A 22,728-nucleotide genomic window follows, 5' to 3' on the forward strand; every position below is an offset into this window, starting at 1 on the left:
TGTGGTTCCCACAGACGTTGTTGACACTTGCGCTGGCCGGGACGTGGCCTCCAAGCGCAGTGTGAGGACGATGATGATTGTAGTAGTGGAGCCACTTCGGAAAAGTGCGGCGCCGGTCCTGGTTGCTCAGGTAGAGTCGAGCGTAAGCCCATTCCCGCAGCAGGGTCTGGACGAACCGTTCCGCCTTTCCGTTCGTTTGCGGGCGATACGGCCGTGTGATCTTATGGCGGATCCGCAGGTGGCGCACCACCTGTTGAAAGGTCCGCGAAATGGTGTAGCTGTACCCGCGGTCGGTCATGACGCGCTCGATCCGGATCCCTTGTTCGGCGAAGAAGGCGACGGCCTCAAGCAGAAACCGCGCGGCGGTGGGGCCTCGTCCATCCGGCAGGATCTGCGCAAACGCCAGTCGGGACGCATCATCGATCGCCACATGCACCACCTCGTAGCCCGCGCCTCGATGCTTCGTGGCAGGGGACCGGCCCAAGATCCGATGCCCGCCCCCCTGCGGGACCCGTGCCAGCGGCTTCATATCGAGATGCAGCAACTCCCCAGGATGGTCTCGGACATAACGGATAGGGACGCCTGTCGAGCGATCCAGATCCCGAAGACGAGAGAGTCCGTGGCGCCGGAGGACGGCATAGATCGTCGACCGTGGGGAGCCGACCAACGGCGCCAGCCGATGCGGTCCCCATTTCAGGCGACGCCGCAAGCGCAGGATGCGCCGTTCGACGGACGCGGCGAGCCGGCGCGGCGAGCGATGGGGCCGACTCGATCGGTTGTCCAGTCCTCGGTGGCCTTCTTGGTGCCACCGTCGCAGCCATCTATGCGCCGTTTCTCGAGAGATGCCCAGCGAAGCCGCGGCTTGGCTCACCGGCCACCCCAATTCCGTGATGCGTTGAATGAGCAACAACCGGCCCACCGGCGTGAGCTTGCCCCGTGTATGACCCATGAACGCCTCCCAGCTTGGGGCTCACTGCTTCCGCCCCACACAAACGCTGGAAGGCGTTCCAGTGTCAACAACCTAAATGGGAACTGCACCTAGTGCGAAGGCAAGCCGGGGATCTCCATGATCGGCCGAATTTCCACGGTCCCCAAGCGTGCGCCCGGGAGCCGGCCCGCGAGGTCGATTGCCTCGTCGAGATCCCTAACGTCGACAATGAAGTAGCCACCGAGTTGTTCTCGCGTCTCCGCGAACGGTCCGTCAGTTACGAGCGATTTGCCGTCGCGCACGCGGACGCTCGTCGCCGTCGATACAGAGTGTAGCGGGGCGGCGGCGAGATACCGTCCGGTCGATCTGATTTGGTGGGCAAGCTGCGTGGATTCCTGATAACACCGCTCCTTCTCGGCCTCATCCGACGCCCGCTCATCACCGTACACCAACAGCATGTATTTCATCTTTTCGCCCCCTCTTCGTTGTCGGCGCCGACGCCGTATCTTAGCGTCGCAGCGGAAACAGTGTCCCCAGCTGGTGGTCACGCACGGTCAGCCCTCCCCAGACTAGCATGCCCACGTAGAACGGGAAAAGGGTCTCAGTGAAGAGTGGATGGCCGACGCGCAGCTGGGCGGCGAGTGCGCCTCCCAAATAGCCGGTCAGGACGACGGCGCCGAGAATCGAGGTGCGGGGGATCACATAAAGCACGACGCAAGCGAGCTCCACTACTCCGATACCGGGTGCGAGGCTTACAGGATACCCTAGTTGATCGAATGCTTCCACAACCGGCGTCGGCCTCAGCAGGTGGATGGTGCCATCGAAGAGGAGGAACAGCACGGCCAGCGCGCTGATGACTCCCCCGACCCTGATCCTCATCTTTGACGCCGAACCCGCTCGTGCATCTGATGGCATGGTCACGTCATCTCCCCTGGCTCTCTTCGAATTGCGCCCTCGGCTCCGGAGATTTCGCCGATGCATCGTGGGCGCCCGCACGGCACCCTGAGCATTCGATCCCCTGGCGAACCTCGATCATTGCGTGGTGCCGCCACCACAACGCCCGCTCAATCGACTCGCCTTTCGATTTTCCTTGATTCATCAAGAAGTTGCCAACGGCCGCAGGCGACGAACACTGCGAGGAGCCCCACCCCCAACGGGATCAGCGCAGGCCCCGCACCGGCAGTGGTCAACGTGTACACCGTCGCACCGACCATGACGATCGTCAGCCCGGCTCCCGCCAGCGGCGTCAGATCCGGCCGGATGTGCAGGATCCCGGGGAGGATTAGGCCGATCGCCCCAAGCACCTCGGCGACCCCGATAAACCGCACGAACGGACCCGGCAGCGCGATCTGGCCGGTCAGCGCCTGGAGCGGGAGGGCCAACTTCATGCCACCAGCGAACAGAAAGATCAGAGCGAGCAGCCCTTGGACGGTCCACAGTGCGCGGGTCAGCATCGACCTCCTCCGCGCGGGCGCCTGCCGGCAGCGGGCATCGAAGAACAGGTAAGGTTGAGCTTGCATCGTCATCCCTCCTCGCTGGTTTTGGGTTCGAGTTCGGGCTTCCGGAAGACCTCGACCTGAGGGTGAGTTCCGGTTGGCCCTGCCTTCGCTGCATAGTCGAACGGTCGGGGTTGAAATCGACACGACCGGCACACAAAATCTCGGGTGAGAGCCCCGCCACCTTCGATTTTTGATCTCTCCGTACGACTATTGCATGCGTCCAGCTTTTCCGTCACCATGGGAGGAGTAATGAAATACGTATGCTTGCTCTACAATGCGGAAGAAAAGTTGGGCACCATGGTCAAGGGCGACCGAGAGACCCTCGTGAGCGAGATCCTATCCTGTGTCGAGGAACTCAAGCAGCAGGGCCACTTTATAGCCTGCCAGGTCCTCCAAAGCGTTCGGTCGGCCACGAGCGTGCGGGTCAGGGGCGGCAGGGTGACCGCGACAGAGGGTCCCGTCATCGACGCCGACGAGCAGTTGGCCGGCTTCATTCTCATCGACGCTCGAGACCTGAACGAGGCGATCCAGGTGGCGTCAAGAATGCCAGTGGCGCGCTTGGGAAGCATCGAGGTGCGGCCGGTCAGGGAATCCGACCGGAACGAGCGGTGGGCCCTCCCCTGATGGGCGGCGACACAGCCGATCTGGCGCACCAGGCGATAGACGTCGTCTATCGGTCAGAATCGCGCCGCGTCCTGGCGACGCTGATCCGGTTGCTCGGCGACTTCGACCTCGCCGAGGAGGCACTTCACGATGCCTTTGTGGCGGCGACGGAACAATGGCCGCGGGACGGCGTACCCGCCAACCCGCGGGCATGGCTCGTGTCGACCGGGCGCTTCAAGGCCGTAGACGCGCTGCGCCGGCGAACTCGGTTCGATGCTTCCTTGCCGAAACTCGCCGAGCAACTGGACGCCGGCACCGGGGATGTTTCCGGATGGACCGGCGAGGATCTCGAAGACGACCGGTTGCGTCTTATCTTCACCTGCTGTCACCCTGCCTTGCCGCCAGAGGCGCGGATGGCGCTGACCCTGCGCGAGGTATGTGGACTTACGACCGAGGAGATTGGCCGTGCGTTCCTTACCGGCGCCGCCACGGTGGCCCAGCGCATTGTCCGCGCGAAGAGGAAGATCCGCGACGCGCGCATCCCCTATCGGATACCCTCACGAACGGATCTTCCCGGGCGGCTGGACAGCGTGCTCCGCGTCATCTATCTGGTGTTCACTGAGGGCTACGCCGCGTCATCGGGCGCCTCGCTGACGCGGCCCGACCTTTCGGGCGAAGCGATCCGCCTTGGACGGCTCCTCATGGAACTACTGCCGGAGCCGGAGGTGGTGGGACTTCTGGCGTTGATGGTGCTGCACGAATCGCGCCGGGAAGCGCGCACTTCACCGGAGGGCGAGTTGATTCTGCTGGACGCCCAGGACCGATCGCTCTGGAATCGGGATCAGATCGCGGAGGGGGTGGGACTCGTACAACGGGCGCTGGCGTCGCCCGGGTTCGGTCCCTACACACTCCAAGCGGCGATCGCGGCCGTGCATGCCGAGGCGGCCTCCACCGCAACAACGGACTGGGACCGAATCGTCGATCTGTACGATATCCTGGTAGGGGTAGATCCTTCCCCCGTGGTGGAACTGAACCGCGCCGTGGCGGTCGCGATGCGCGACGGCCCTTCGGCTGGGCTTGTGTTGATCGATGCCCTGCTGACGCGCGGTGATCTGGGCGACTACCATCTCGCGCACGCGGCACGGGCGGATTTGTGCCGGCGACTTGGGAGAACGGCGGAGGCCCGCGCCGCCTATGAACGCGCCCTCGGCTTCGCGCGGCAGGATCCGGAACGGCGGTTTCTCGAGCGGCGGCTTCTCGAGCTTCGGCACTGACTCGAAGGGCACCATCGTCGTCTTGTTCCGCCTTCGCCGGGCGCAGGACGAGTCCAGGCGGGTGACAGCGGGACTCGAAGTCGTGCCGCTCGTGTCGGCGGGAGATCCTCAGCGGGCCGAAGCCCTTCCGAGGATCCGGTGTGCGCCGCCGACCTACGCTGACGCCGAGTCGACAGAAGGGGCCCCCGGTAACGCCGCAGGCGCCTGCGGGGTGCGGTCCGCAGCCGGAGGACCCCTGTCCGTTTCGCCGAAGAGCTTGCGGGACCCCCGTAACCCACCGGAGCGGCCATGGCGTGACCGGGATTGGTGCTCGATCAGGTCGTTGGGGGGTGTTCGGTAGGGGTAGCGATTGCCCCGACGTCTTCCATACGGTCGACCGGGCTGTTGCGACGTTGAGGGCGTGACCGTCACCGCACCATTCTCTGGCGGGGGGATAAGTTGGGAAAGGATGCCCCACGGCAGAGACACCCTTTTCGCGGGGCCTGTCGATCTTGAGCCATCGTGTTCGACTATGTAGCGAAGGTGCCGTTCAATCCACGCTGTGCCCCCTTGAGGGGCAGGAAAGGGGTTCGGCTCGTGTATATCTCGGTGGTGACGCTATTCGTTAACGATGTCGATCGGGCGATTGATTTCTACACGAAGAAGCTCAATTGGGAAAAAACCATGGATGCCCCGATGGGCGATGGCACACATCAGCCAGGAGTTCGGCCAAGTGTATTGGGACATTCGGGTTGACCGCCGGCAACGCCCTGCGCTCTCCCCGGCCGTCCGGGACGTTGGGAGATCGAAGGACGTACCGACGGACTTCATCCGCCGGTCGCGATACTCTACCCGGGGAGAGGATGACTCGATGGCCGAGTGGAAAGTGCCCAGGGCAAGAAGATCGTCCCGCGCTGTCGATCCCGCACCTCGCCGAACGACGAAAGGGTAGGCGATGTACGAACCCTGTGTGCGCGCGCAACGCCGGCATCGGCGCTGGCTGGGGCACCCCGGCGGGGTAGGGAGAGCACCAGCGGATGTCGCGAAGGTGCCGCCGAAGTCATCGTGGACTACGGAAAGGAGTGACGCATGAGCAGGGTACGGGTACTGGTTGGCACGCGCAAAGGCGCTTTCGTTCTCACGTCCGATGGGAACCGCAAGACATGGGACATTACGGGCCCCCACTTTGCGGGCTGGGAGATCTATCACCTCAAGGGGTCTCCCGTCGACCCGAATCGGATCTATGCGTCGCAGTCCAGCGGCTGGTTCGGACAGTTGATTCAGCGCTCCAATGACGGTGGCAAAACGTGGGAGCCGGTGGGAAACCAGTTCGCGTACGACGGCATTCCCGGCACGCACCAATGGTACGATGGCACGCCGCATCCTTGGAAGTTCGCGCGAGTCTGGCATCTCGAGCCATCGCTGACCGATCCGGACACCATTTACGCCGGGGTTGAAGACGCCGCGCTGTTCCGCTCGACCGACGGCGGGCAAACGTGGCAGGAACTCTCCGGATTGCGCGGTCACGGCTCAGGGGCCTCCTGGGCACCAGGCGCCGGCGGGATGTGCCTGCACACGATTGTTCTGGATCCGACCAATCCCAGCCGAATGTTCATCGCCATCTCAGCGGCGGGGGCGTTCCGGACCGACGACGCGGGCAAGACGTGGCGGCCGGTGAACCGCGGCTTGCAATCCGTCGGCATCCCCGATCCAAAGGCTGAGGTCGGCCATTGTGTTCATCGCATCGCCATGCACCGGTCGCGCCCCGGCGTGCTGTTCATGCAGAAGCACTGGGACGTCATGCGCAGCGACGACGCCGCCGAGTCGTGGCAAGAGGTCAGCGGGAACCTGCCAACCGACTTCGGCTTTCCGATCGACGTGCACGCGCACGAGCCGAACACCATCTACGTGGTTCCGATCAAAAGCGACTCTGAGCATTTCCCCCCCGACGGGAAACTGCGTGTATACCGCAGCCGAACGGGCGGAAACGAGTGGGAGGCCCTGACGAAAGGTCTGCCGCAGCGCGACTGCTATGTCAACGTGCTGCGTGAGGCCATGTCTATTGACTCACTCGATTCGTGTGGGGTGTACTTCGGCACCAGCGGTGGGCAGGTGTACGCATCGGCCGACGCGGGGGACAGCTGGGCGCCAATCGTCCGAGATCTTCCGGCCGTGCTGTCCGTGGAAGTCCAAACGGTGCCATGATCCGAGTCGTGCTTCCCGCACATCTGCGGAAGCTCGCGAAAGTCGACGGGGAAGTGGCGCTCCACATCGAAGGTCAGGTGACCCAGCGCTCGGTGCTCGATGCGCTCGAGGCTCGCTATCCGATGTTGCGCGGGACGATCCGCGACCACGTCACGCACGAGCGCCGAGCGTTCCTGAGGTTCTTTGCCTGCGCACGGGATCTGTCGCATGAACTTCCTGACGCCCCGCTGCCCGATGCGGTGGCGATGGGGGTCGAGCCTTTTCTGGTCGTCGGAGCCATGGCAGGGGGCTAGAGATCGGCAGAACGATGGGTGCCACGCGGCTGCGTGTTGACCCGCCGACCCGCTTGTTTGTGAAAAAGTGCTCTCGGTCCGCCCGGCGTCCAATGGCGGGGGCGGTCACCGCGCCCGCCCCTCCACGGCACGGGACTGCCTGATCGTCTCCCAGTACCGCTCCCAGGCCCCGCCGACTTCCTCTTCGCTGAGGCCGGTGTCGTAAGCGGGCGAGACGAGCGGTGCGGCGCGTTCGACGGTCATCACGACAACCGACCTGATCCGCTTGCCCAGATCGTGTACTGTACCGCGACGGGTGTCTCCCGATTGGTACCCGCTGATGATCTGATCGAACACCGGTCCGTCGGTGAGCACCTGCGCCGTGCCCTTGAATCGGTATCCTTTGCGTATCACCGGGTCCACGACATTGATTTCCATGGCCGGGTTGGTCCTGAGATTGGCCAGCGTGCCCGGGGATCGGATCTCCGCGAAGACGAGATGGTTATCATCCCAAACCGCGGTCGTGCCCTTCGGTGAGAGGTTGGGGGTGCCGTCCGGGCAGACGGTGGCGACGAACCCCAACCGCTGCTCGCGGACGACCCGCTTCATGTCCTCGGTGAGGATTCCCATGGGCCCACCTCCTCGGTGCTGGTGTCCGTTCCTCATGATACTCCGATCACCTGTGGGAGCGCGAGGGCGGGGTGCGATAATAGGGGGAGACGACTTGGCCCATCGGCTGCGTGCGGCCGGGGGTCAGTGTGGAGGGGACAATGACCAAACTGTACATCGCTACCGGCGACGCGCTCGTCGTGGTGGCTCACCGAGGAGGGAAGTGGGAGGCGGAGCTTCAGATGGTGCGGTTGCCCACGCAGTGCGTCGCCGCGGACCCAGTGCGCGGGGAGAGAGTGTACTGCGGGACGTTCGGCCGGGGGTTGTGGGCGAGCTCCGATGGCGGAGGCTCCTGGCGGCCCGTCGGAGACGGGATCGCCCACGCGGAAGTCATGGCGGTCGCGGTCAGCTCCCTCGAACGTGCCGGGGGGGACGGCGTGGTCTGGGCGGGAACCGAGCCGAGCGCTCTGTTCCGGTCAGAAGATGGGGGGCGGGTGTGGCGGGAGCGCCCCAGCCTCCGGGCGTTGCCATCGGCGGCCACCTGGAGCTTTCCCCCGCGTCCATGGACGCACCACGTCCGCTGGATCTCCCCCGACCCGACGGTCGCGGGTCGGGTGTTTGTTGCGATCGAACTCGGGGGGGTGATGCGCAGCGTGGATAGCGGACTGACCTGGGAAGACCGGAAACCCGGTGCGCAACCCGACGCGCATACCCTCGCGACCCACCCCCGTGCCCCGGGGTTGATCTGTGAAGCCGCAGGCGGGGGGTACGCCGTGAGCCGGACGGGAGGAGCCGCGTGGGTCCCGGATGACGACGGGCTCGGATGCGGCTACCTCTGGGGGCTCGCCGTGGATTCCGGGAACCCGGATACGGCGGTGGTTTCCGCGGCGCCCGGCCCGCGCCAAGCCCACCACCCCGAACACGCTTACTCGACCGTCTATCGGAAGTCCGCCGGAGGGGCCTGGCAGGAGGTCTGCTTGGGGCTCCCCGAGCGGCGCGGCCGGCGGGTGGTGACCCTGGCCGCCCATGCCGCCGAGCCGGGGGTCTTCTATGCGGCGGTGCAGGAGGGCGCGCTCTACCGCTCGGAGGACGCGGGGGCGTCCTGGGGACGCCTCGACGTCACGTGGCCCGGCGATTATCGGTTCCACCAGGTACATGGCCTTGCCGTCGTGGCCGCGTGAGCTCGCCGGGCTCGCGGAAGCGACGGAGGGCGAAGAGTTCGATCGGCTGTGCCGTTGTGCCCAGAAGGGCGAGATCGGCCAGCACCTCTCCAACGACGCTGGCGAATTTAAATCCGTGTCCCGAGAACCCACAGGCGACGATGACGTTGTCGTGGGCCGGATGACGGTCGAGGATGAAGTGTAGGTCCGGCGTATTGGTGTACATGCAGGTGGCGGTCGCGAGCAGCGCGCCCGGGGCGTCCGGCATCACCTTCGCCACGTGCTCCCGCATCCGCGCTTTTTCGTCTTCGCCGACCTGGCGGCGGATCGTCTGCGGCGTCGTGACCTCGGCGAAGACGTGGTGAAACGCGACCTTGAGCCCCTGGCCATCGAGGTAGGGAAAGCCATAGGCGTAGTTCCCGTGGTCTTCCCACAGGTAGATCGGCAAACGCTTGAACTCCTCGACGTGCGCGCGGGGTTCAAACCAATATAGGACCGCGCGCGCTACCTCCAGCGGCACACCGAGATCTTTGATCGTTTGATCGGTCCAGGGCCCCGCGGTCATGACCAGGCGCCCGGCCTGGTACGTCCCCTGTGTGGTGCGAACGCTGACCCCGGTTGGACCGGCGCTCCAGGATAAGACGGTCTCGTCGAAATGCAGATCGGCCCCGCGGCGCTTGGCCAGGTCGACGTGCGTACGCACGACCTGCTCCGGGTTGAGGATCCCCGCCTCGTACTCGAGCAGCGCGACCTGGCCGGCCTCCGGCCGAAGCACCGGGTACCGAGCCCGGATCTCCTCGGCGGTTAGCATGGCGTGGGGAATGTTGTGCATTCGGGCGCTTCGGGCCGCGCCGACCACTCCCTCGGCGTCGGGCGCTCCGAGGTGAAGCGCCCCCGTCTTGGTGAGGAGGGTCGTCCCCGCCTCGCGCTCCAGCGCGTGCCAGAGGTCGTACGCACGGAACAGGAGCGGCACGTAGTCCGGGCTTTCGTAGTAAGCTTGGCGAATCACCCGGGTGCGCCCGTGTGATGAGCCACGATCATGGGCGATCCCGAACTGCTCGATGCCCAACACGCGAGCCCCGCGCCCGGCCAAGTGATACGCGGCGGCGCTCCCCATTCCGCCGACACCCATCACGATAACGTCGTAGACCGCCATGCTGCTCCTTTCGACCGACCCGCCCAGAGGATTCGCGGTCAGTCAGCGAACGGCCCGCAAAGTGGAAGACCCAGGCCGCCGTCTGGTATACTGCAGTGTGGGTGCGGCCCCATCGTCTAGAGGCCTAGGACGCGGCCCTCTCAAGGCCGAAACGGGGATTCGAATTCCCCTGGGGCCACCACTTGAGATTCTGCCATATTTTATGCGGTTTTCCAAGTATAGGTCCAAGACATCCCTCCTCAGTACCGGTGCTTCGGACCAGAGAGACGGTCACGGCCCGCCTGTCGGATCCGGACCCCGGTCACCTCTAATTTCTTGATCTTGGTCCTTCTTATTGGACCCACAGAGAGGGGTTTTTCACCTCTATCCAGTATTCGGAGACTCACTCAACCCCACGGGCATTCCCGTCATCGCCCGCGCGCAAGCAGTTCTGCAGTCTGATTGCATCCGGGGAGGGACTTCACGGTGCATCCTACTACGGGGAGCGCATAGTGTCCGTGAAGGTTGGGTTGATCGGCGCCGGGGGAATGGGGCGCCGGCACCTTGAGGTGCTCTCGCGCGATCCGCGGGTGGAGATTGTCGCGATCGCAGATGAGGATGAGTCGGCCGCGCGCTCGGCGGCGCGGGCCTTCGGTGGCCAACCCTGCCGGACCGCGACCGATTTGGCCGAACTGGGGGCCGACGCCGCCTACGTGACCCTCCCGAACAAATATCATGGTGCGGTGGTTCTGGAAGCGATCGATAGGGGATTGCACGTGTTCTGTGAGAAACCGATGGCCACGACCCTGGGCGAGGCGCGGCAGATTGCGGCTCGGGTGCGCGGCTCCGGGCGCATTTACCAGATGGGGTTCAACCGCCGCTTCGCACCAGCCTACCGCTACCTCAAGGAGCAGATCGACTTTGGGTTCGTCCCGTTCTCGGCGAACGTGAAGATCACCGATGGGGACATGCTCACCCCGTCCTGGTACATTGACACAGCGCTCACCGGTGGATTTTTATTCGACTGCGCCGTGCACATGATCGATCTCGTCGGCTGGCTCATCGGCCCGGTGCGTTCGGTGGCCGCGCTCGGCCGGCAAAGTTGCTATCCCGACTACGACGACATCGCGATGCTGCTGCGTTGCGAGGGCGACCGGCCAGTCGCACTGACCACCTGCGGGCACGCGTCGTGGGCCAGGCCGACGGAACGCATCGAGCTCTACGGGGACCACGCGCTTCTCGAATCCGAGGACCGGGACCGGGCGCGGCACGCGACGCGCGAAGCCCCCGAGGCGGAGTGGCGCGTTTTTACGTCGCCGGACGAGGTGACGGCACTCGGGTACGTCTCCGAGGATCGGGCTTTCATCGACGCCTGCCTGGGCGAGGGACCGCCCCCGGTCACCGTTGACGACGCGCTTCATAGCATCGCCGTCGTCTCCGCCGCGTACACCAGTTTGGGTGCGGGCGGCCGGCCGGAGCCGATCGCGGACCAATGAGTTTACATGGTAGGTCGACCGGAAGCTCCGAAGCGGGGTGTGCCGGAACAGCAGTCCATTAGGAGAGAACGATCTAGGCGTGAGAGAGCAGAGGAGGGGGGACGATGAGGAAATTGGTTGGGCTTGTAGCAGTGGTGGTGATTGGGCTTCTGGGTTCGGTGAACCCCTCAGCCTGGGCGGTCAACCCCGTAGGGGGTGGAAACTTCAACGTGCAGAGTCACGTCGACCTACGGACGCTGACCCGCGCCAACTTCAATCAGGTCCTCGCGCCGGTTGCCAAGGGACAGAGCGTCGTCTTCTATGACTTCGCCGACACGCTGTGCGAACTGCTGGCAAAAGAGGTGGGCGACTGGAGCCGCTCGAGCGGGGTCGGAGTCAAGCACGTCTGTGTGGACGGCGACGCGGCGACTCAGCAGTTGATCGCCGAACACCAGGCCGGCAAGCCACCTTCTGCCGATTTGTTCTTTTTGCCAAACAACAACGTCCGGCTTATGACCGGTGCTGGCCTGGTCGCCAACATCGCCCTCGTCGACCTGCTCCCAAATGCGCGCGACGTCGATTCGTCTGTCGCCCGCGAGTCGCGCGGCTACCTGCACGGCGGCACGGCGCTGCCCTTCCACCGGAATCAAACGGTCGTCGCCTACAACAGCCAGTTCGTATCCAAACCACCCGACACATTTGGCGCGCTGTACGATTTTGCCAAGAGCAACCCCGGGAAGGTTGCGATCACGACCCCCAATCGGGGTGGCAGCGGTTCGGGCTTCCTCGAATCCGCGCTGCTGGCGTTCGCGCCCCAGTGCAAGAAGGATCTATACTCCTACGACCTCAGCGACGCCCAGGCGCAGGCGATTGCCGTGAAGTGCATGGCGCCCGTCCTCGACTACTTCAAGAAGCTCAAGCCTTACGTCACGTTTACCAACGGCAATGAGGCGTCCGTGCAGGCTCTCGCCAACAACAGCGCGTACATCGCGACCGTGTGGGAGGACGATCTCTACACGCTAGCGTCGAAGGGGCTTGTTCCGCCATCCGTGCACCCGAATCTGCTCGCGAGCGGCGAGGTCGGTGACGGGGACGCGATGGTCGTCGTTGCGGGGACACAGAAGCTTGAGGCCGCGTTGCTGCTGGCCGATTTCCTAATGAGCGACAAGGTCCAGATCGACAAGCTCGAGCAGACTGGCAGCCGGACGGCGCGCGTTGCCCTCAAGACGCGCGGACAGATCCCGGCCAATATGGCGTCATTTCTCCTCCCGGACACGATGTACCACGAGCGGACGCGGACGAGGATTAACGGTGTCGTCTCCGACGCTGCCGTGAAGATCTTCATCCAACAGATCCTCCAGTAAGATGGCCCAGGTGGAGCTGCGCGGCGTGACCAAGGCCTATGGGGCCGCGGCCGCCGTGCAGGACGTGCACCTTGAGGCCCAGGATGGCGAGTTCCTGACGATCCTGGGGCCATCGGGGTGCGGCAAGACGACGACGCTCCGCATCATCGCTGGGCTGCTGGATCCCGACGCCGGGGAGGTGCTGATCGATGGCCGGCCGGTTCACCACCTCCCCGCGCACCGCCGGGAGACCGCGATGGTGTTTCAGTCCTACGCGCTGTTCCCGCACATGACTGTTGCCGAGAACGTCGCCTTCGGCCTCCGGATGCGGCGGGTGCCGGCAGAGGAGCAACGGCTGCGGGTCGACGAAGCGCTTCGGATGGTCGAGCTGAGCGGCCTTGGGGACCGGTATCCACGAGCTTTGTCGGGGGGGCAGCAGCAGCGCGTTGCCGTCGCGCGGGCGGTCGTGACGCGCCCCAAGGTGCTGTTGTTTGACGAGCCGCTCAGCAATCTGGACGCGAAACTGCGGGAACGCCTCCGCTTGGAACTTCGGACGCTTCAGCAGCGGCTCCGGGTAACAACGATCTATGTGACCCACGACCAAGCAGAGGCCCTCGTGCTTTCCGACCGAATCGTTGTGATGAACCGCGGACGGGTGGTCGAAGTGGGGGCGCCGCAGGAGGTCTACCGGCGGCCGCGGGCACGGATCACCGCGGAGTTCCTCGGTGTCGCCAACTTAATCGAGGCGACCGTGGCCGGAACCGAAGGCAACCGGTATATTGCCCAGACGGCGGTGGGTCGGTTGGAGGTGGTATGTACGGACCGGCTAGCGCGCGGCGATGCAGTCACGCTGTCGTTCCGGCCCGAGGACATCCGCGTCGGCCCGGGCCAGGTCAACTGCCTCTCCGGTGCGGTTCAGCAGGCCGCTTACCTCGGCTCGATCACCGACTATGTCATTCGCGTAAGTGACGTCCTGCTCCGCGTGCAAGAGCCAGGCGCGCCGGCCCATCGGGTCGGTGAGACCGTGAGCCTCGTGCTCCCGGAGGGCCCCGCGGTCATCCGGGAGCGGTAGACGTGATCCAGGCGCCCTCCGCAGTGCTCTCCCCCCTCGATCGGTCGCGCCGGGCGGCGCGGCGCCGGCGGGAGCAGTGGGTCAACCTGCTCCTGCTCCTTCCCGGCGTGGGATTTCTGGCGCTCTTTCTCGTGGTGCCGCTTGCCCAGGTTTTCCTGCGGAGCGTTGGCCTAGCGGCCGTCGGCCAGGCCGCCCGCTTCACCTGGGACTATTACCGCCAGTTCTGGACCGAGGCCCAGTACCGCGACGGCTTTTTCTTCAGCCTCTGGCTCGGCGTGGCATCGACCGTGATCAGCCTCGCAGCGGCGCTCGTGTTCAGCGCGCTGATGCAGGTGCGGTTCCCCGGGCGGCTCCTCGTGAGCGTGCTGTACAAGGTCCCACTTGTCGTTCCGAGCTTGGTCGCGGCGTTCCTGATCCTGAGCCTGATCGCCCCTGGCGGCATCCTCGCCCGCCTCGTCTTCCACTGGGGGTGGAACTGGCCGAAGTTCGTCTACGACCGGTGGGGTTGGGGGGTGATCCTCGTTCTCGTGTGGCACAATGTGCCATTCATGATGGTCATCATCTCGGCCGTCATGGCCGGGATCCCGCGGGACATCCTGGACGCCGCCAGCAACCTGGGCGCGTCGCCTTGGGCGGTGTTCCGTCACGTCACCGTTCCCCTGTCGCTGTCGGGGATCTCGGCCGCCGCGCTCCTGGTGTTCATCCAGGTATTCGGGGCGTTCGCGGTGCCGTCGCTCCTGGAGTCGGCGTACCCGCTCGCGCTACCGGTGATCATGCAGACAGAGATGATGGACCGCGCCAACTGGGCGCTCGCCTCCGCGCTCGGCTCGGTGCTCACGCTTGCCTCCGCGGTCATTTTGTTCCTGTATTATCGGCTGGTGCAGGGTCGCGGTGGGATCGTCCGATGACCCGGACGAGGGCTTTTCCCTCTCGGGCCTTCCCGTGGTTGTTGACCGGGCTGTTCTTCGGCTTGGCGCTGATCGGCCTGATCGTCCCGCTGATCGTCGGGGCCCTCTGGTCGCTCGTGAACCCACGCGCGGGATGGTTCCCGCCGAACCTGGTGCCACCCAGCCTCTCGCTCGCGAACTGGCGGGCGATGTTCTCCGTGCCGGAGATCGGGGACGCCGCCGTCGCGAGCTTCACGATCGCCCCGATCGTCACCGTTCTCTGTGCGGTGCTGGCCCTGCCGACCGGCTATGCGCTCGGCCGCCGGCCGGTTCCGTTCCGGCGGGCGATCGAGTTCCTGGTCCTCGCCCCGATTATCATGCCGGGGATCGTCATCGCGACCGGCTTGGGCTCGATGTTTATCCGTGTCGGCCTGGAGCACACCATGCTGGGGGTGATTCTGGTCCAGACCGTTGTCGTGCTGCCGTTCATGATCCGGATCGTGACGGCGACGTTCGAGGCCGTGCCTCAGGACCTGATCGATGCGGCGACGAACTTGGGCGCCGGGTCGTTCAGCGTAGCGTGGCGCGTGTTGATCCCCCTCGTGGTGCCCGGCCTCTTTGCCGGCGGCGTGTTCACGTTCATTGGGAGCATGGAGGAGTTCGTCCTGACCTTCATCGTCGGGAGCCCCTACATCCGCACACTTCCGGTGCTGCTGTTCGCTTACCTGGGCGGTCGGTCACAAATCTTCACCTATGCCGCGGTCGTCACGTTTGTGCTCCTCATTCCCACAATCCTCCTTTTGTTTCTCGCCGAGCGGGCGCTGAAGCAGGAATATCTGGCCGCCGGACTCGGAAAAATGTGAGGTGAGTGATGCCGCTTGAGCTCCTGCGCAGCGCCCGGGGTTCGCCGCACGTGTCGGGTCACCGCGGCGCCTCCGCCAAGGCTCCCGAGAACACCCTGGCCGCACTCGACGCTGCGTGGCGCGCGGGGGCGACCCTCGCGGAAATTGACGTTCAGTTGACCCGGGACGGCCATGTCGTGCTCTTGCACGACCGTACCGTGAACCGGACGACGACGGGTCACGGCTACGTGAAGGACCTAGCCCTGCGGGAACTTCAGGCCCTCGACGCCGGGAGTTGGTTCGGGCCGGAGTTCCGCGGCGAGCGCGTCCCGACGTTGCGCGAGACCCTCGAATGGACGAGGGGAAAGCTTGCACTGCTCGTGGAGCTCAAGAACTTCCCGTTCCGGGAATTGCCGCTTGTCGAGCGGACGATCGACCTCATCGATGAGCTGCAGGCGGCAGAGGACGTCGTCCTCGGTGGGTTCGATCACCCGGTGCTCCGCGACATCAATCAGCGGCGCTCGAAGTGGCCGCTTGAGATGATGTACAACGGCCGTTTGGCGGATCCGGTGGCGGCGGCCCACGCGGCGGGGGCATCGCTCGTGTCGCTCGAGCCCGAATTCGTACTGCCCGAGGATATACGTCTGCTGCACGAGGGGGGAGTCGCGGTCCTGACCACGCTCGAGCGTCCCGGGGATGCCTCGATGCTCCTGTCGTGGGGGATCGATGCCCTCGAGTCCGCGGACCCTGCCATGGTGGTCGCGGCGATCCGCCAATCGGGGGTGACCTCCTGACGCCGGGTCGGCGGGCGCGCCCGAACCACTTCCTCGACGTGGCGATCGCGGCCGCTCGGGCAGGAGGCGTGACTCTCCGCGAACGCTACGGCCGTCCGGGCCGCATCACGATGAAACCGGGAGGGATGGGCCCGGTCTCCGAAGCCGACCTGGCGAGCGAGGCGGCAATTCTGGCCCTTCTTCGAGAGACCGGGGTGCCCGTTCTGTCCGAAGAAGCCGGGGGCCCCGAGACGGGGCGACGATGGATTGTGGATCCGCTCGACGGCACGAGCAACTTCATCCGCCACCTGCCGTGGTTCGGCGTGGGCGTGGCGCTGGCAACGGACGATACCGTGGAGCTGGGTGTCGTGTTCGTGCCGATCACGGGCGAACTGTTCTCGGCAGCGCGCGGGGGCGGGGCGACGCTCAACGGGGAGCCGGTTCGGGTCTCCGAGACGGCGTCGCTGGCGGCAACTTGCATCGTGACCTCAATCGATCACGGCGTGTGTGCCGTGCCAACCCGCATCCGGCGTTTCGCTAGGGTCGCCGCCCAGGTCGCCGAAATGCGGAGCCCGAATGCGGCGCTGTTGGATCTTGCCTACGTCGCCGCCGGCCGGACGGACGGATTTTGGGAGGACGGTCTCAGTCCCTGGGATTTCGCGGCCGGCAGCCTCCTCGTGCAGGAAGCCGGCGGTGCGGTCTCCGGTTTGGACGGCGCACCGCTCAGGTTGGACCCCCAGGGGGTCGTGGCCACGAACGGCCGATTCCACGACGTGCTGGTCGCGGCGCTCAAGGGGGGACACGCCGGCACCGAGGGCGGGCCCGATGGCACTTGAATTCCCCTCTCGGTCCGTCTTTGAGCCGCCCAGTTACCCCAACGTGTGGTTCTACATGCATGAGGCGCTTGCCCCCTCGCAGGCGGGCGCTGTGTCGTTCGTGACCGGCTGGCTACACGAGCAGTGCGGCATTACAAACGACTTCGGCCACTACAAACCTCCTGAAGCATCGGATTCCCAAGCCCGTCTCCACAGCGTTCAGCCTTGGCGGGACGCGGCGGACCCGGCGCACAATCACGCGCACGACCTGCACATCCGCTACTATTACATCGCGCTCCGACAGACTGGCCAGGAGCGTGCGAGGTTTCCGGGTCGCCCAGACGGCGGGCGTCAGTACTTCCGGTTTGCCGGCAGTGTCCACTATGAAGTAGAAGACGAGCACCCGCTCCACCCTGACATGGATGAGTGTCCGTACTGCGGTCGGACGGGGATGTACGCGGATGCGGCCGACCTGTTTGCCGGGGTGCACGAGCCGCTGGGGTTGGAGTTGCTGCTGTACGGCACGATCCGGGGGGAGCGGATCGTGCGGGCCGACGGTCGCCCCGCGGTCGGCCTGGCCGCGCTTGATGAAAGTCACTCGGTCGAAATACATCGCCTGCGCCCGGTCCGGCCCGATATGAACATCGTCGACCTGGGAGTGGTGGTAATCGACCCGAAGCCGGTCACCCCGCAAGCATACCACGCATGATCCTTGGGGCCTGCGTGTGGGTCTACGGGGATGTCCCGCTCGCGGACGCATTGGCGCGGATCGCCGACGCCGGCTGCGACGGCGTCGAACTCCCCGGCGAGCCGGACCGGATGCGAGCATCAGAGGTACGACGCCTTCTGGCACGCCACCGTCTCACACCGGTGGCCTTGACGGCTTCGTGCAAAGTCCCCGAAACGCGCCGCGACCTAGGACATCCCGACCCCGCCGTGCGGTCGGCGGCGGTCGCCTACGTGGTGGAGTGTCTGCGGTTCGCCGCCGACGCCGGTGTCCCCCTGGTGCAAATGCTGCCGTCCGGAGAATCCCGCCTTGCGCCGATAGCGGACCGCGCGGACGAGTGGCGGTGGTCGGTGGAGGCCATGCGGCTGGCGGCCCGAGAAGCGGAGCGTCTGGGCGTGCGCGTCGCTGTGGAGCCGCTCAACCGGTACGAGGCGTACCTCGTGACGACGGTAGACGAGGGCCTAGCTTACCTCGACGCCGTTGCCTCTCCGTGGGTTGGCCTGACGCTCGATCTGTTCCACGCCAACATCGAGGAGCGCACGATCCCCGGCGCTATCGGGACCGCCGGGGCCCGACTCTTCCACGTGCACGTTGCCGATACGACGCGGGAGGGGTTGGGCCGCGGGCACCTCGATCTTGAGACGTGCATCGCTGGGCTGCACACTATCGGGTACGAGGGAGCCCTGGTGCTGGAGGTCGTGCCGCGCGGGCTACCCTTCACACAATCATCCGAGGATCGTCGTGGAGCGGCAACCCTTGACCGGGACCTTCGCGACTCAGTGACGCGGTTGCGAACCGCCCTGTCCCAGAAGCCGAGGGACGACGGATGTGTCGGGCGGAGTGTCTGAGAACGGGCCCCGCGAAGCGCAGGGCTGCCGTGGCGGAAGGGGGGTGGTCGAGATCCAACCGATCGTTCACCGCGGACATCGAGTGCGACGGTACAGGAGGCCGCGTCGAGCGGCCGACCCGCATGCGGAGGTGGTACATCGTGGATGTTCGGTCTATTGAGGGGGTCCCGGCCTCGCCGGAACACCGGGGAACTGTTCCAGTGTGGTGGCTTTTCAAGCCGAGGGAGTTAAAGGCGGCGACCGCCGGGGGGTACCTGGAACTCGTCAGCGAGTTTGAGGTCAAAGGGGGAGGCTCAGTGCACCCCCACCACCATCGCACGCACGAATTCTACTACGTCGTGAGCGGACGTGGGCGAATGACCGTCGCGGGTGAAACGCGGGAGATCGTTCAGGGCGATCTCGTGCACATTCCGCCCGACGTGGTCCACAGCCTAGCACCGATTAGCCCGCACGCGGCGATTAGATGTTTCTGCTTTGCCGTCGGCCTGCGCGATACCCCAGAGGTGAACTACTCGGCAGAGTAAGCCTCGAGGCTCGTGCGCGTACTGGCTCCGGCAGGTTGGGGATCTGCCACCTGCTATGATTGGACTGCCCATCGCCGGTAGCGGTGCAGAGATCGCGTCCCGGGGCACGCGACGGACCTGATTGACGGAGGGTGACGCATGAAACGTCGAACCTACGACCTCAGCATGCCCTTTACGCGGGATATGCCGACGTTCTTCTTTTGGAAGAACTGGCACCACCCACCACTCTTTGCGACCTTCTCGGACCTGGAGGAAACCAGTCTGGGCCCTGGGACTGGAGAAGGCTTCGTCACGCTGGTTTCCTTTCTCACTCATACCGGCACCCACATGGACTCCCCCCGGCACTTTCGCAGGGATCGCTGGTACCTTCACGAGATTCCTGTGGATCGGTTTCTGGGAGAAGGGGAGGTCTTGAACATCCCGAAAGGCCCGAACGCGGACGTCACCGTGGACGACCTCGAGCACGCGGGGCGGGATATCCGTCCGGACGATATCGTTGCGATCGATACTGGGTGGCACCGGACGTATCGGACGCCCGGACAGGATCCGGAGGGAGCACGCTACTACTTTACGCAGCATCCCGGGTTGTGTGGGGAATCCGCAGAATGGTTGGTCAACCGAGGCGTGCTGACGGTGCTCATCGATACCCCGGCGATTGACTCCGCCCCACACACCGTGTTCGGTGACAACACCTGGCAGACACACACCGTGTTGTTTGATCACAATATTCCGGTCGTCGAACACCTGGGAGGGGAAATCGACGAGGTCGCCGGCCGTCGCTGCCTGATTAGCTGCGCACCCGTCAAATATGTGAACGGTGACGCCTTTCCGCTCCGAGTCCTGGCGTCGCCGCTGGGGTAGCCTCCGCCTCGGCTTGGAGAGGTTTTTGCCAAAGGGCACACCCGGGCACAGTGTCGGGAGGCGTCGGTTCGAGGGAGGTCGTCCCGCCAGTAGAATCTACGCCGCTTTCACCTCTGAGGTACAGAACGGGCACCGCACCGCCTTGAGTGGGATGTCCGAGGTGCAGTACGGGCAGGGCTTCGTGGTCGCGGTGACTGGCTTAGGGCGCTGCATTTTGTTGACCTGCCGGATCAGCAGGAAGAGGACGAACGCCACGATGACGAAATCGATGATCGTGTTGATGAAGATCCCGTAGTTAATCGTCGGCGCCCCCGCCGCTTTGGCCGCCGCGACCGATGGGTACGGCCCTCCCTTCAGGGTGATGAACAGGCTCGAGAAATCGATCCCGCCGAGGGCGAGACCGATCGGCGGCATGATGATGTCGCTTACGAGCGACGTGATGATCCGGCCGAACGACGCGCCCAGGATTATTCCGACGGCGAAGTCCAGCAGATTGCCCCGCATCGCGAACTCCCTAAACTCACGCACCATGGTCGACCCCCCGATCACCGATTTTGATCATGCAGGAGCGCCGATGCACCGGACGGCCGGGTAGGGTGGGTGGGCCACCGGCTGTCGTCGACCGCGGTCACGAAATCGAGGAGCGCGCGGTTGAAGGCGTCCGGCTCTTCCAGGTTCATCGTGTGGCCGGTCGTGGGGCAGACGAACAACCCGGCGGTCGAGATCTGTTGCTTCATCAACAACCCTGGGGCCAGACACGGATCGTCCTCGTCGCCGTTGACGATCAGTGTGGGGACCTTGAGCGTCGCGAGGGAACCCTTGAGGTCGTAGACCGAGGCGCGGCCCCCTTGCACGCCGCGCATCGTGTTGGCGCTCCCGCGCGCCGAGTGTTTGGCGAGGGCGTCGGCGAATTCCTGCCAGCCGCGCGGATCCTTCCGCATGAACTGGACCCGGAAAGGCCCCCGGGCGTAGGCGGCGGCGACGGCCGCCATCCCTTCGTGCTCGATCCTGCGGGCCAACTCCTCGGCATCCCGGCGAAACTGGACCTGGTCATCGGACCCGTAGCCGCACCCCGCGACGACGAGTGACCGGGCGAGCGTCGGATACCGAAGCCCAAGGTGCAGGGTGGCGTAGCCGCCCATGGAGAGGCCGACGACGTGCGCCGGCGCGAGCTGGAGGTGCATGATCAGGCCGCGCAGGTCCTCGACCGCGTGATCCTGGGAGTAGGCCGCCGCGTCCTCGGGCACGTCGGAGGGAGGGTAGCCCCGGGCATTGTAGGTGACCACCCTGTATCTGCGGGCGAAGAACTTGACCTGAGGATCCCAGCTGCGTTGGTCCCCGGCAAACTCGTGCGCGAAGACGATGGGCACGCCCGTACCGTAGACTTCATAGTGCAGGCGTATCCCATTGATCAGCGCTGCTGGCATCTGAGGGCCTCCCGGCTTCCGCTGGACCGCTGCACGTGGGGGATTGGCCTCGGCGCGACGAAGCCCCTGCCTGTACCGCCCGCGGAAGCGCAAGTTCCCCGGGTGTGCGTGGACCTGTGATTCTGCATTGAGTATGCGAGGGGATCCCGGTCGGCTGCCCATCGACCCGTGGGGAGTTCGTTGCGAACCGCATGCGTCTTCGTTCTCTTTCACCCGAATCCATCGGTCGTGGAACGGCGCGGCTGCCGTCGCCACCGTGGATGCGGCCGTGACCGTCCGGTCGGTCGGACCCGCGTCGAGCGCATGTCAAAATGGGACCGCAGGAAATCATGTGTTTTGAAAGAAGCGGACCACTCCAAGATGGCTTGGAGGTATCGAAGTGTTCGATGTCATCCCGCAGCGGAGGCATCCAATGGCATTTCACCCTTCTTGCGGAAGAGCACGGGATGGTTCCGTGATCGGATGCGGCTGACGGGGCACACACGGGGGTTCGAATGCCAAAGCACGGCGGGGTAGCCGCGCGGTGCCCGCGGGGTCGAAGCGGGGCCGCCGCTCGACTCGTGACGATCGCGGGGCTCGTTGGCGTGTTGGGAGCCGGGGCCCCTCCGGCATGCTCCGCTCCTCTGGCGCAGCCCCCGGGGATCCTTCGGGTCACACCGGCCTCCCCGGTTCAGGGGGACACGGCGGTGGTCCTCGTCTCGGCGCCGGCGGGAGCCGAGGTGCGGGTGCGATGGGACGGTCGCGCGCTGTCGCTCTTCCGCCTCCCGGACGGATCACGGCGGGCGCTGATCGGAACGGACCCGGACGTCGCGCTCGGGGCGCACACGCTGTCGGCGACGGTGGCGGAGGCGACCGGCCCGACGGTTCGGCTCTCCCAGGTCGTCCGGATTCGTTCGGGGCGTTTTGGGATTCGCAACCTGACGCTTCCCCCGCACACCTTTGCGTTGATCACCGCGAAGAACCTCTCCACGGAGCAGCGGGCCCTAGGCCCGGTCCTCAGCCTGCGCACGCCGGTGGCGTTTTGGTCCGGCGCCTTCCAGGCACCCTCGTCGGGGGCGATGGACTCCCCGTACGGTGAGCAGGGAGTGTACAACGGCCACCGGGAGTGGTGGCACCAGGGGATCGACTTCTCCGCGGCCGAGGGGTCGCCGATCTTGGCGGCCAACGGCGGGATGGTGGTCCTGGCGGAGATGCTGCCGCTGGGGGGCAATACCGTGGTCATCGATCACGGGCAGGGTGTCCTGACCGAATATCTGCACCTTTCGGCGTTTGCGGTCCACAAGGGATCCCGGGTGGAGCGGGGGGTTCCGATCGGCCGGATCGGCGCGACCGGCCTGGTTACCGGCCCGAGCCTGCACTGGGGATTGTACGTCAACGGCATCCCCGTGAACCCGATGTTCTGGATGGTGCCGCGTCCGTGGCTGACGTCCTGAGCGGACGGCGAAATCGCCCGCCGGGCCGCGCGGGATT

General features: G+C 65.5%; 26 protein-coding genes and 1 tRNA gene. 19 read left to right on the top strand and 8 right to left on the bottom strand.

The genetic code is table 11. The features are described from left to right. The 4 genes from VKV57_09495 to VKV57_09510 all read right to left on the bottom strand — a co-directional run. Nucleotides 1-949: IS481 family transposase (locus VKV57_09495; GenBank protein ID HLW60137.1), on the bottom strand; the 949-nt coding region annotated here is incomplete at its 3' end. Between the two features lie 89 nt (nucleotides 950-1,038). Continuing rightward, complete coding sequence (locus VKV57_09500) at nucleotides 1,039-1,395, bottom strand: YciI family protein (protein ID HLW60138.1); 357 nt, start codon at nucleotides 1,393-1,395, stop codon at nucleotides 1,039-1,041. A 40-nt stretch (nucleotides 1,396-1,435) separates the two neighbouring features. Then, on the bottom strand, nucleotides 1,436-1,807 hold the full coding sequence (locus VKV57_09505) for a DoxX family protein (GenBank protein ID HLW60139.1): 372 nt from the start codon (nucleotides 1,805-1,807) through the stop codon (nucleotides 1,436-1,438). Nucleotides 1,808-1,992: 185 nt separating this feature from the next. Then, complete coding sequence (locus VKV57_09510) at nucleotides 1,993-2,448, bottom strand: DoxX family protein (GenBank protein ID HLW60140.1); 456 nt, start codon at nucleotides 2,446-2,448, stop codon at nucleotides 1,993-1,995. Nucleotides 2,449-2,676: 228 nt separating this feature from the next. On the opposite strand from VKV57_09510, the gene VKV57_09515 reads away from it, so the two are divergent. The 5 genes from VKV57_09515 to VKV57_09535 all read left to right on the top strand — a co-directional run bounded on the left by VKV57_09515 (nucleotide 2,677) and on the right by VKV57_09535 (nucleotide 6,781). Next, nucleotides 2,677-3,051 carry a YciI family protein gene (locus VKV57_09515; GenBank protein HLW60141.1) on the top strand — a complete coding sequence of 125 codons (375 nt, stop codon included), beginning with the start codon at nucleotides 2,677-2,679 and terminating at the stop codon, nucleotides 3,049-3,051. Further along, nucleotides 3,051-4,304 carry an RNA polymerase sigma factor gene (locus tag VKV57_09520; GenBank protein ID HLW60142.1) on the top strand — a complete coding sequence of 418 codons (1,254 nt, stop codon included), beginning with the start codon at nucleotides 3,051-3,053 and terminating at the stop codon, nucleotides 4,302-4,304. The genes VKV57_09515 and VKV57_09520 overlap by 1 nt, the downstream gene beginning before the upstream one ends. 576 nt (nucleotides 4,305-4,880) lie before the next feature. Further along, the gene (locus tag VKV57_09525; protein ID HLW60143.1) at nucleotides 4,881-5,039 is read left to right on the top strand and encodes a VOC family protein; all 159 of its coding nucleotides are present in this window, start codon (nucleotides 4,881-4,883) and stop codon (nucleotides 5,037-5,039) included. A gap of 333 nt (nucleotides 5,040-5,372) precedes the next feature. Next, nucleotides 5,373-6,488 carry an exo-alpha-sialidase gene (locus VKV57_09530; GenBank protein HLW60144.1) on the top strand — a complete coding sequence of 372 codons (1,116 nt, stop codon included), beginning with the start codon at nucleotides 5,373-5,375 and terminating at the stop codon, nucleotides 6,486-6,488. Further along, on the top strand, nucleotides 6,485-6,781 hold the full coding sequence (locus VKV57_09535; protein HLW60145.1) for a MoaD/ThiS family protein: 297 nt from the start codon (nucleotides 6,485-6,487) through the stop codon (nucleotides 6,779-6,781). The genes VKV57_09530 and VKV57_09535 overlap by 4 nt, the downstream gene beginning before the upstream one ends. A 105-nt stretch (nucleotides 6,782-6,886) precedes the next feature. On the opposite strand, the gene VKV57_09540 is transcribed toward VKV57_09535, so the two are convergent. Continuing rightward, nucleotides 6,887-7,390 carry a pyridoxamine 5'-phosphate oxidase family protein gene (locus tag VKV57_09540; GenBank protein HLW60146.1) on the bottom strand — a complete coding sequence of 168 codons (504 nt, stop codon included), beginning with the start codon at nucleotides 7,388-7,390 and terminating at the stop codon, nucleotides 6,887-6,889. A 140-nt stretch (nucleotides 7,391-7,530) separates the two neighbouring features. Between VKV57_09540 and VKV57_09545 the strand changes: the two genes are divergently transcribed. Continuing rightward, a complete protein-coding gene (locus tag VKV57_09545) occupies nucleotides 7,531-8,550 on the top strand; it encodes a hypothetical protein (protein HLW60147.1) in 1,020 nt (339 codons plus the stop codon). On the opposite strand, the gene solA is transcribed toward VKV57_09545, so the two are convergent. Then, nucleotides 8,489-9,685 (bottom strand): N-methyl-L-tryptophan oxidase, encoded by a 1,197-nt coding sequence (solA, locus tag VKV57_09550; protein ID HLW60148.1) that lies wholly within the window; start codon nucleotides 9,683-9,685, stop codon nucleotides 8,489-8,491. The two genes, VKV57_09545 and solA, sit on opposite strands and share 62 nt — an antisense overlap. A 105-nt stretch (nucleotides 9,686-9,790) precedes the next feature. Between solA and VKV57_09555 the strand changes: the two genes are divergently transcribed. The 12 genes from VKV57_09555 to VKV57_09610 all read left to right on the top strand — a co-directional run bounded on the left by VKV57_09555 (nucleotide 9,791) and on the right by VKV57_09610 (nucleotide 19,831). Then, nucleotides 9,791-9,866 (top strand) — tRNA-Glu (locus VKV57_09555). A gap of 310 nt (nucleotides 9,867-10,176) precedes the next feature. Continuing rightward, a complete protein-coding gene (locus VKV57_09560) occupies nucleotides 10,177-11,160 on the top strand; it encodes a Gfo/Idh/MocA family oxidoreductase (protein HLW60149.1) in 984 nt (327 codons plus the stop codon). A 104-nt stretch (nucleotides 11,161-11,264) separates the two neighbouring features. Further along, nucleotides 11,265-12,503 carry an extracellular solute-binding protein gene (locus VKV57_09565; GenBank protein HLW60150.1) on the top strand — a complete coding sequence of 413 codons (1,239 nt, stop codon included), beginning with the start codon at nucleotides 11,265-11,267 and terminating at the stop codon, nucleotides 12,501-12,503. Nucleotides 12,504-12,528: 25 nt separating this feature from the next. Further along, nucleotides 12,529-13,554: an ABC transporter ATP-binding protein gene (locus VKV57_09570; GenBank protein HLW60151.1), complete on the top strand. Its 1,026-nt coding sequence runs from the start codon at nucleotides 12,529-12,531 to the stop codon at nucleotides 13,552-13,554. Between the two features lie 2 nt (nucleotides 13,555-13,556). After that, the gene (locus tag VKV57_09575; protein ID HLW60152.1) at nucleotides 13,557-14,462 is read left to right on the top strand and encodes an ABC transporter permease subunit; all 906 of its coding nucleotides are present in this window, start codon (nucleotides 13,557-13,559) and stop codon (nucleotides 14,460-14,462) included. After that, a complete protein-coding gene (locus VKV57_09580) occupies nucleotides 14,459-15,304 on the top strand; it encodes an ABC transporter permease (GenBank protein HLW60153.1) in 846 nt (281 codons plus the stop codon). The genes VKV57_09575 and VKV57_09580 overlap by 4 nt, the downstream gene beginning before the upstream one ends. Before the next feature lie 8 nt (nucleotides 15,305-15,312). After that, complete coding sequence (locus VKV57_09585) at nucleotides 15,313-16,077, top strand: glycerophosphodiester phosphodiesterase family protein (GenBank protein ID HLW60154.1); 765 nt, start codon at nucleotides 15,313-15,315, stop codon at nucleotides 16,075-16,077. Between the two features lie 38 nt (nucleotides 16,078-16,115). Beyond that, entirely contained in the window at nucleotides 16,116-16,892 is a 777-nt protein-coding gene (locus VKV57_09590; protein HLW60155.1) for an inositol monophosphatase family protein, read from the top strand. Beyond that, on the top strand, nucleotides 16,882-17,580 hold the full coding sequence (locus tag VKV57_09595; protein ID HLW60156.1) for a hypothetical protein: 699 nt from the start codon (nucleotides 16,882-16,884) through the stop codon (nucleotides 17,578-17,580). Before VKV57_09590 ends, VKV57_09595 begins: the two co-directional genes overlap by 11 nt. Next, nucleotides 17,577-18,446, top strand: coding sequence for a sugar phosphate isomerase/epimerase family protein (locus VKV57_09600; protein ID HLW60157.1), 870 nt, complete (start codon nucleotides 17,577-17,579; stop codon nucleotides 18,444-18,446). Before VKV57_09595 ends, VKV57_09600 begins: the two co-directional genes overlap by 4 nt. 200 nt (nucleotides 18,447-18,646) lie before the next feature. Continuing rightward, entirely contained in the window at nucleotides 18,647-18,970 is a 324-nt protein-coding gene (locus VKV57_09605; protein HLW60158.1) for a cupin domain-containing protein, read from the top strand. 138 nt (nucleotides 18,971-19,108) lie between these two features. Continuing rightward, complete coding sequence (locus VKV57_09610; GenBank protein ID HLW60159.1) at nucleotides 19,109-19,831, top strand: cyclase family protein; 723 nt, start codon at nucleotides 19,109-19,111, stop codon at nucleotides 19,829-19,831. Nucleotides 19,832-19,927: 96 nt separating this feature from the next. Here the strand turns inward: VKV57_09610 and mscL are convergent, their stop codons facing one another. Both mscL and VKV57_09620 read right to left on the bottom strand, forming a co-directional pair. Beyond that, nucleotides 19,928-20,362, bottom strand: coding sequence for a large conductance mechanosensitive channel protein MscL (gene mscL, locus VKV57_09615; protein HLW60160.1), 435 nt, complete (start codon nucleotides 20,360-20,362; stop codon nucleotides 19,928-19,930). 14 nt (nucleotides 20,363-20,376) lie between these two features. Next, the gene (locus VKV57_09620) at nucleotides 20,377-21,258 is read right to left on the bottom strand and encodes an alpha/beta hydrolase (GenBank protein HLW60161.1); all 882 of its coding nucleotides are present in this window, start codon (nucleotides 21,256-21,258) and stop codon (nucleotides 20,377-20,379) included. A 494-nt stretch (nucleotides 21,259-21,752) separates the two neighbouring features. Here VKV57_09620 and VKV57_09625 point away from each other — a divergent pair, with 494 nt between their 5' ends. Then, nucleotides 21,753-22,691: a M23 family metallopeptidase gene (locus tag VKV57_09625; GenBank protein ID HLW60162.1), complete on the top strand. Its 939-nt coding sequence runs from the start codon at nucleotides 21,753-21,755 to the stop codon at nucleotides 22,689-22,691. Nucleotides 22,692-22,728: the final 37 nt, after the last annotated feature.

This window comes from bacterium, from assembly GCA_035307765.1.
Lineage (GTDB): Bacteria > Sysuimicrobiota > Sysuimicrobiia > Sysuimicrobiales > Segetimicrobiaceae > Segetimicrobium.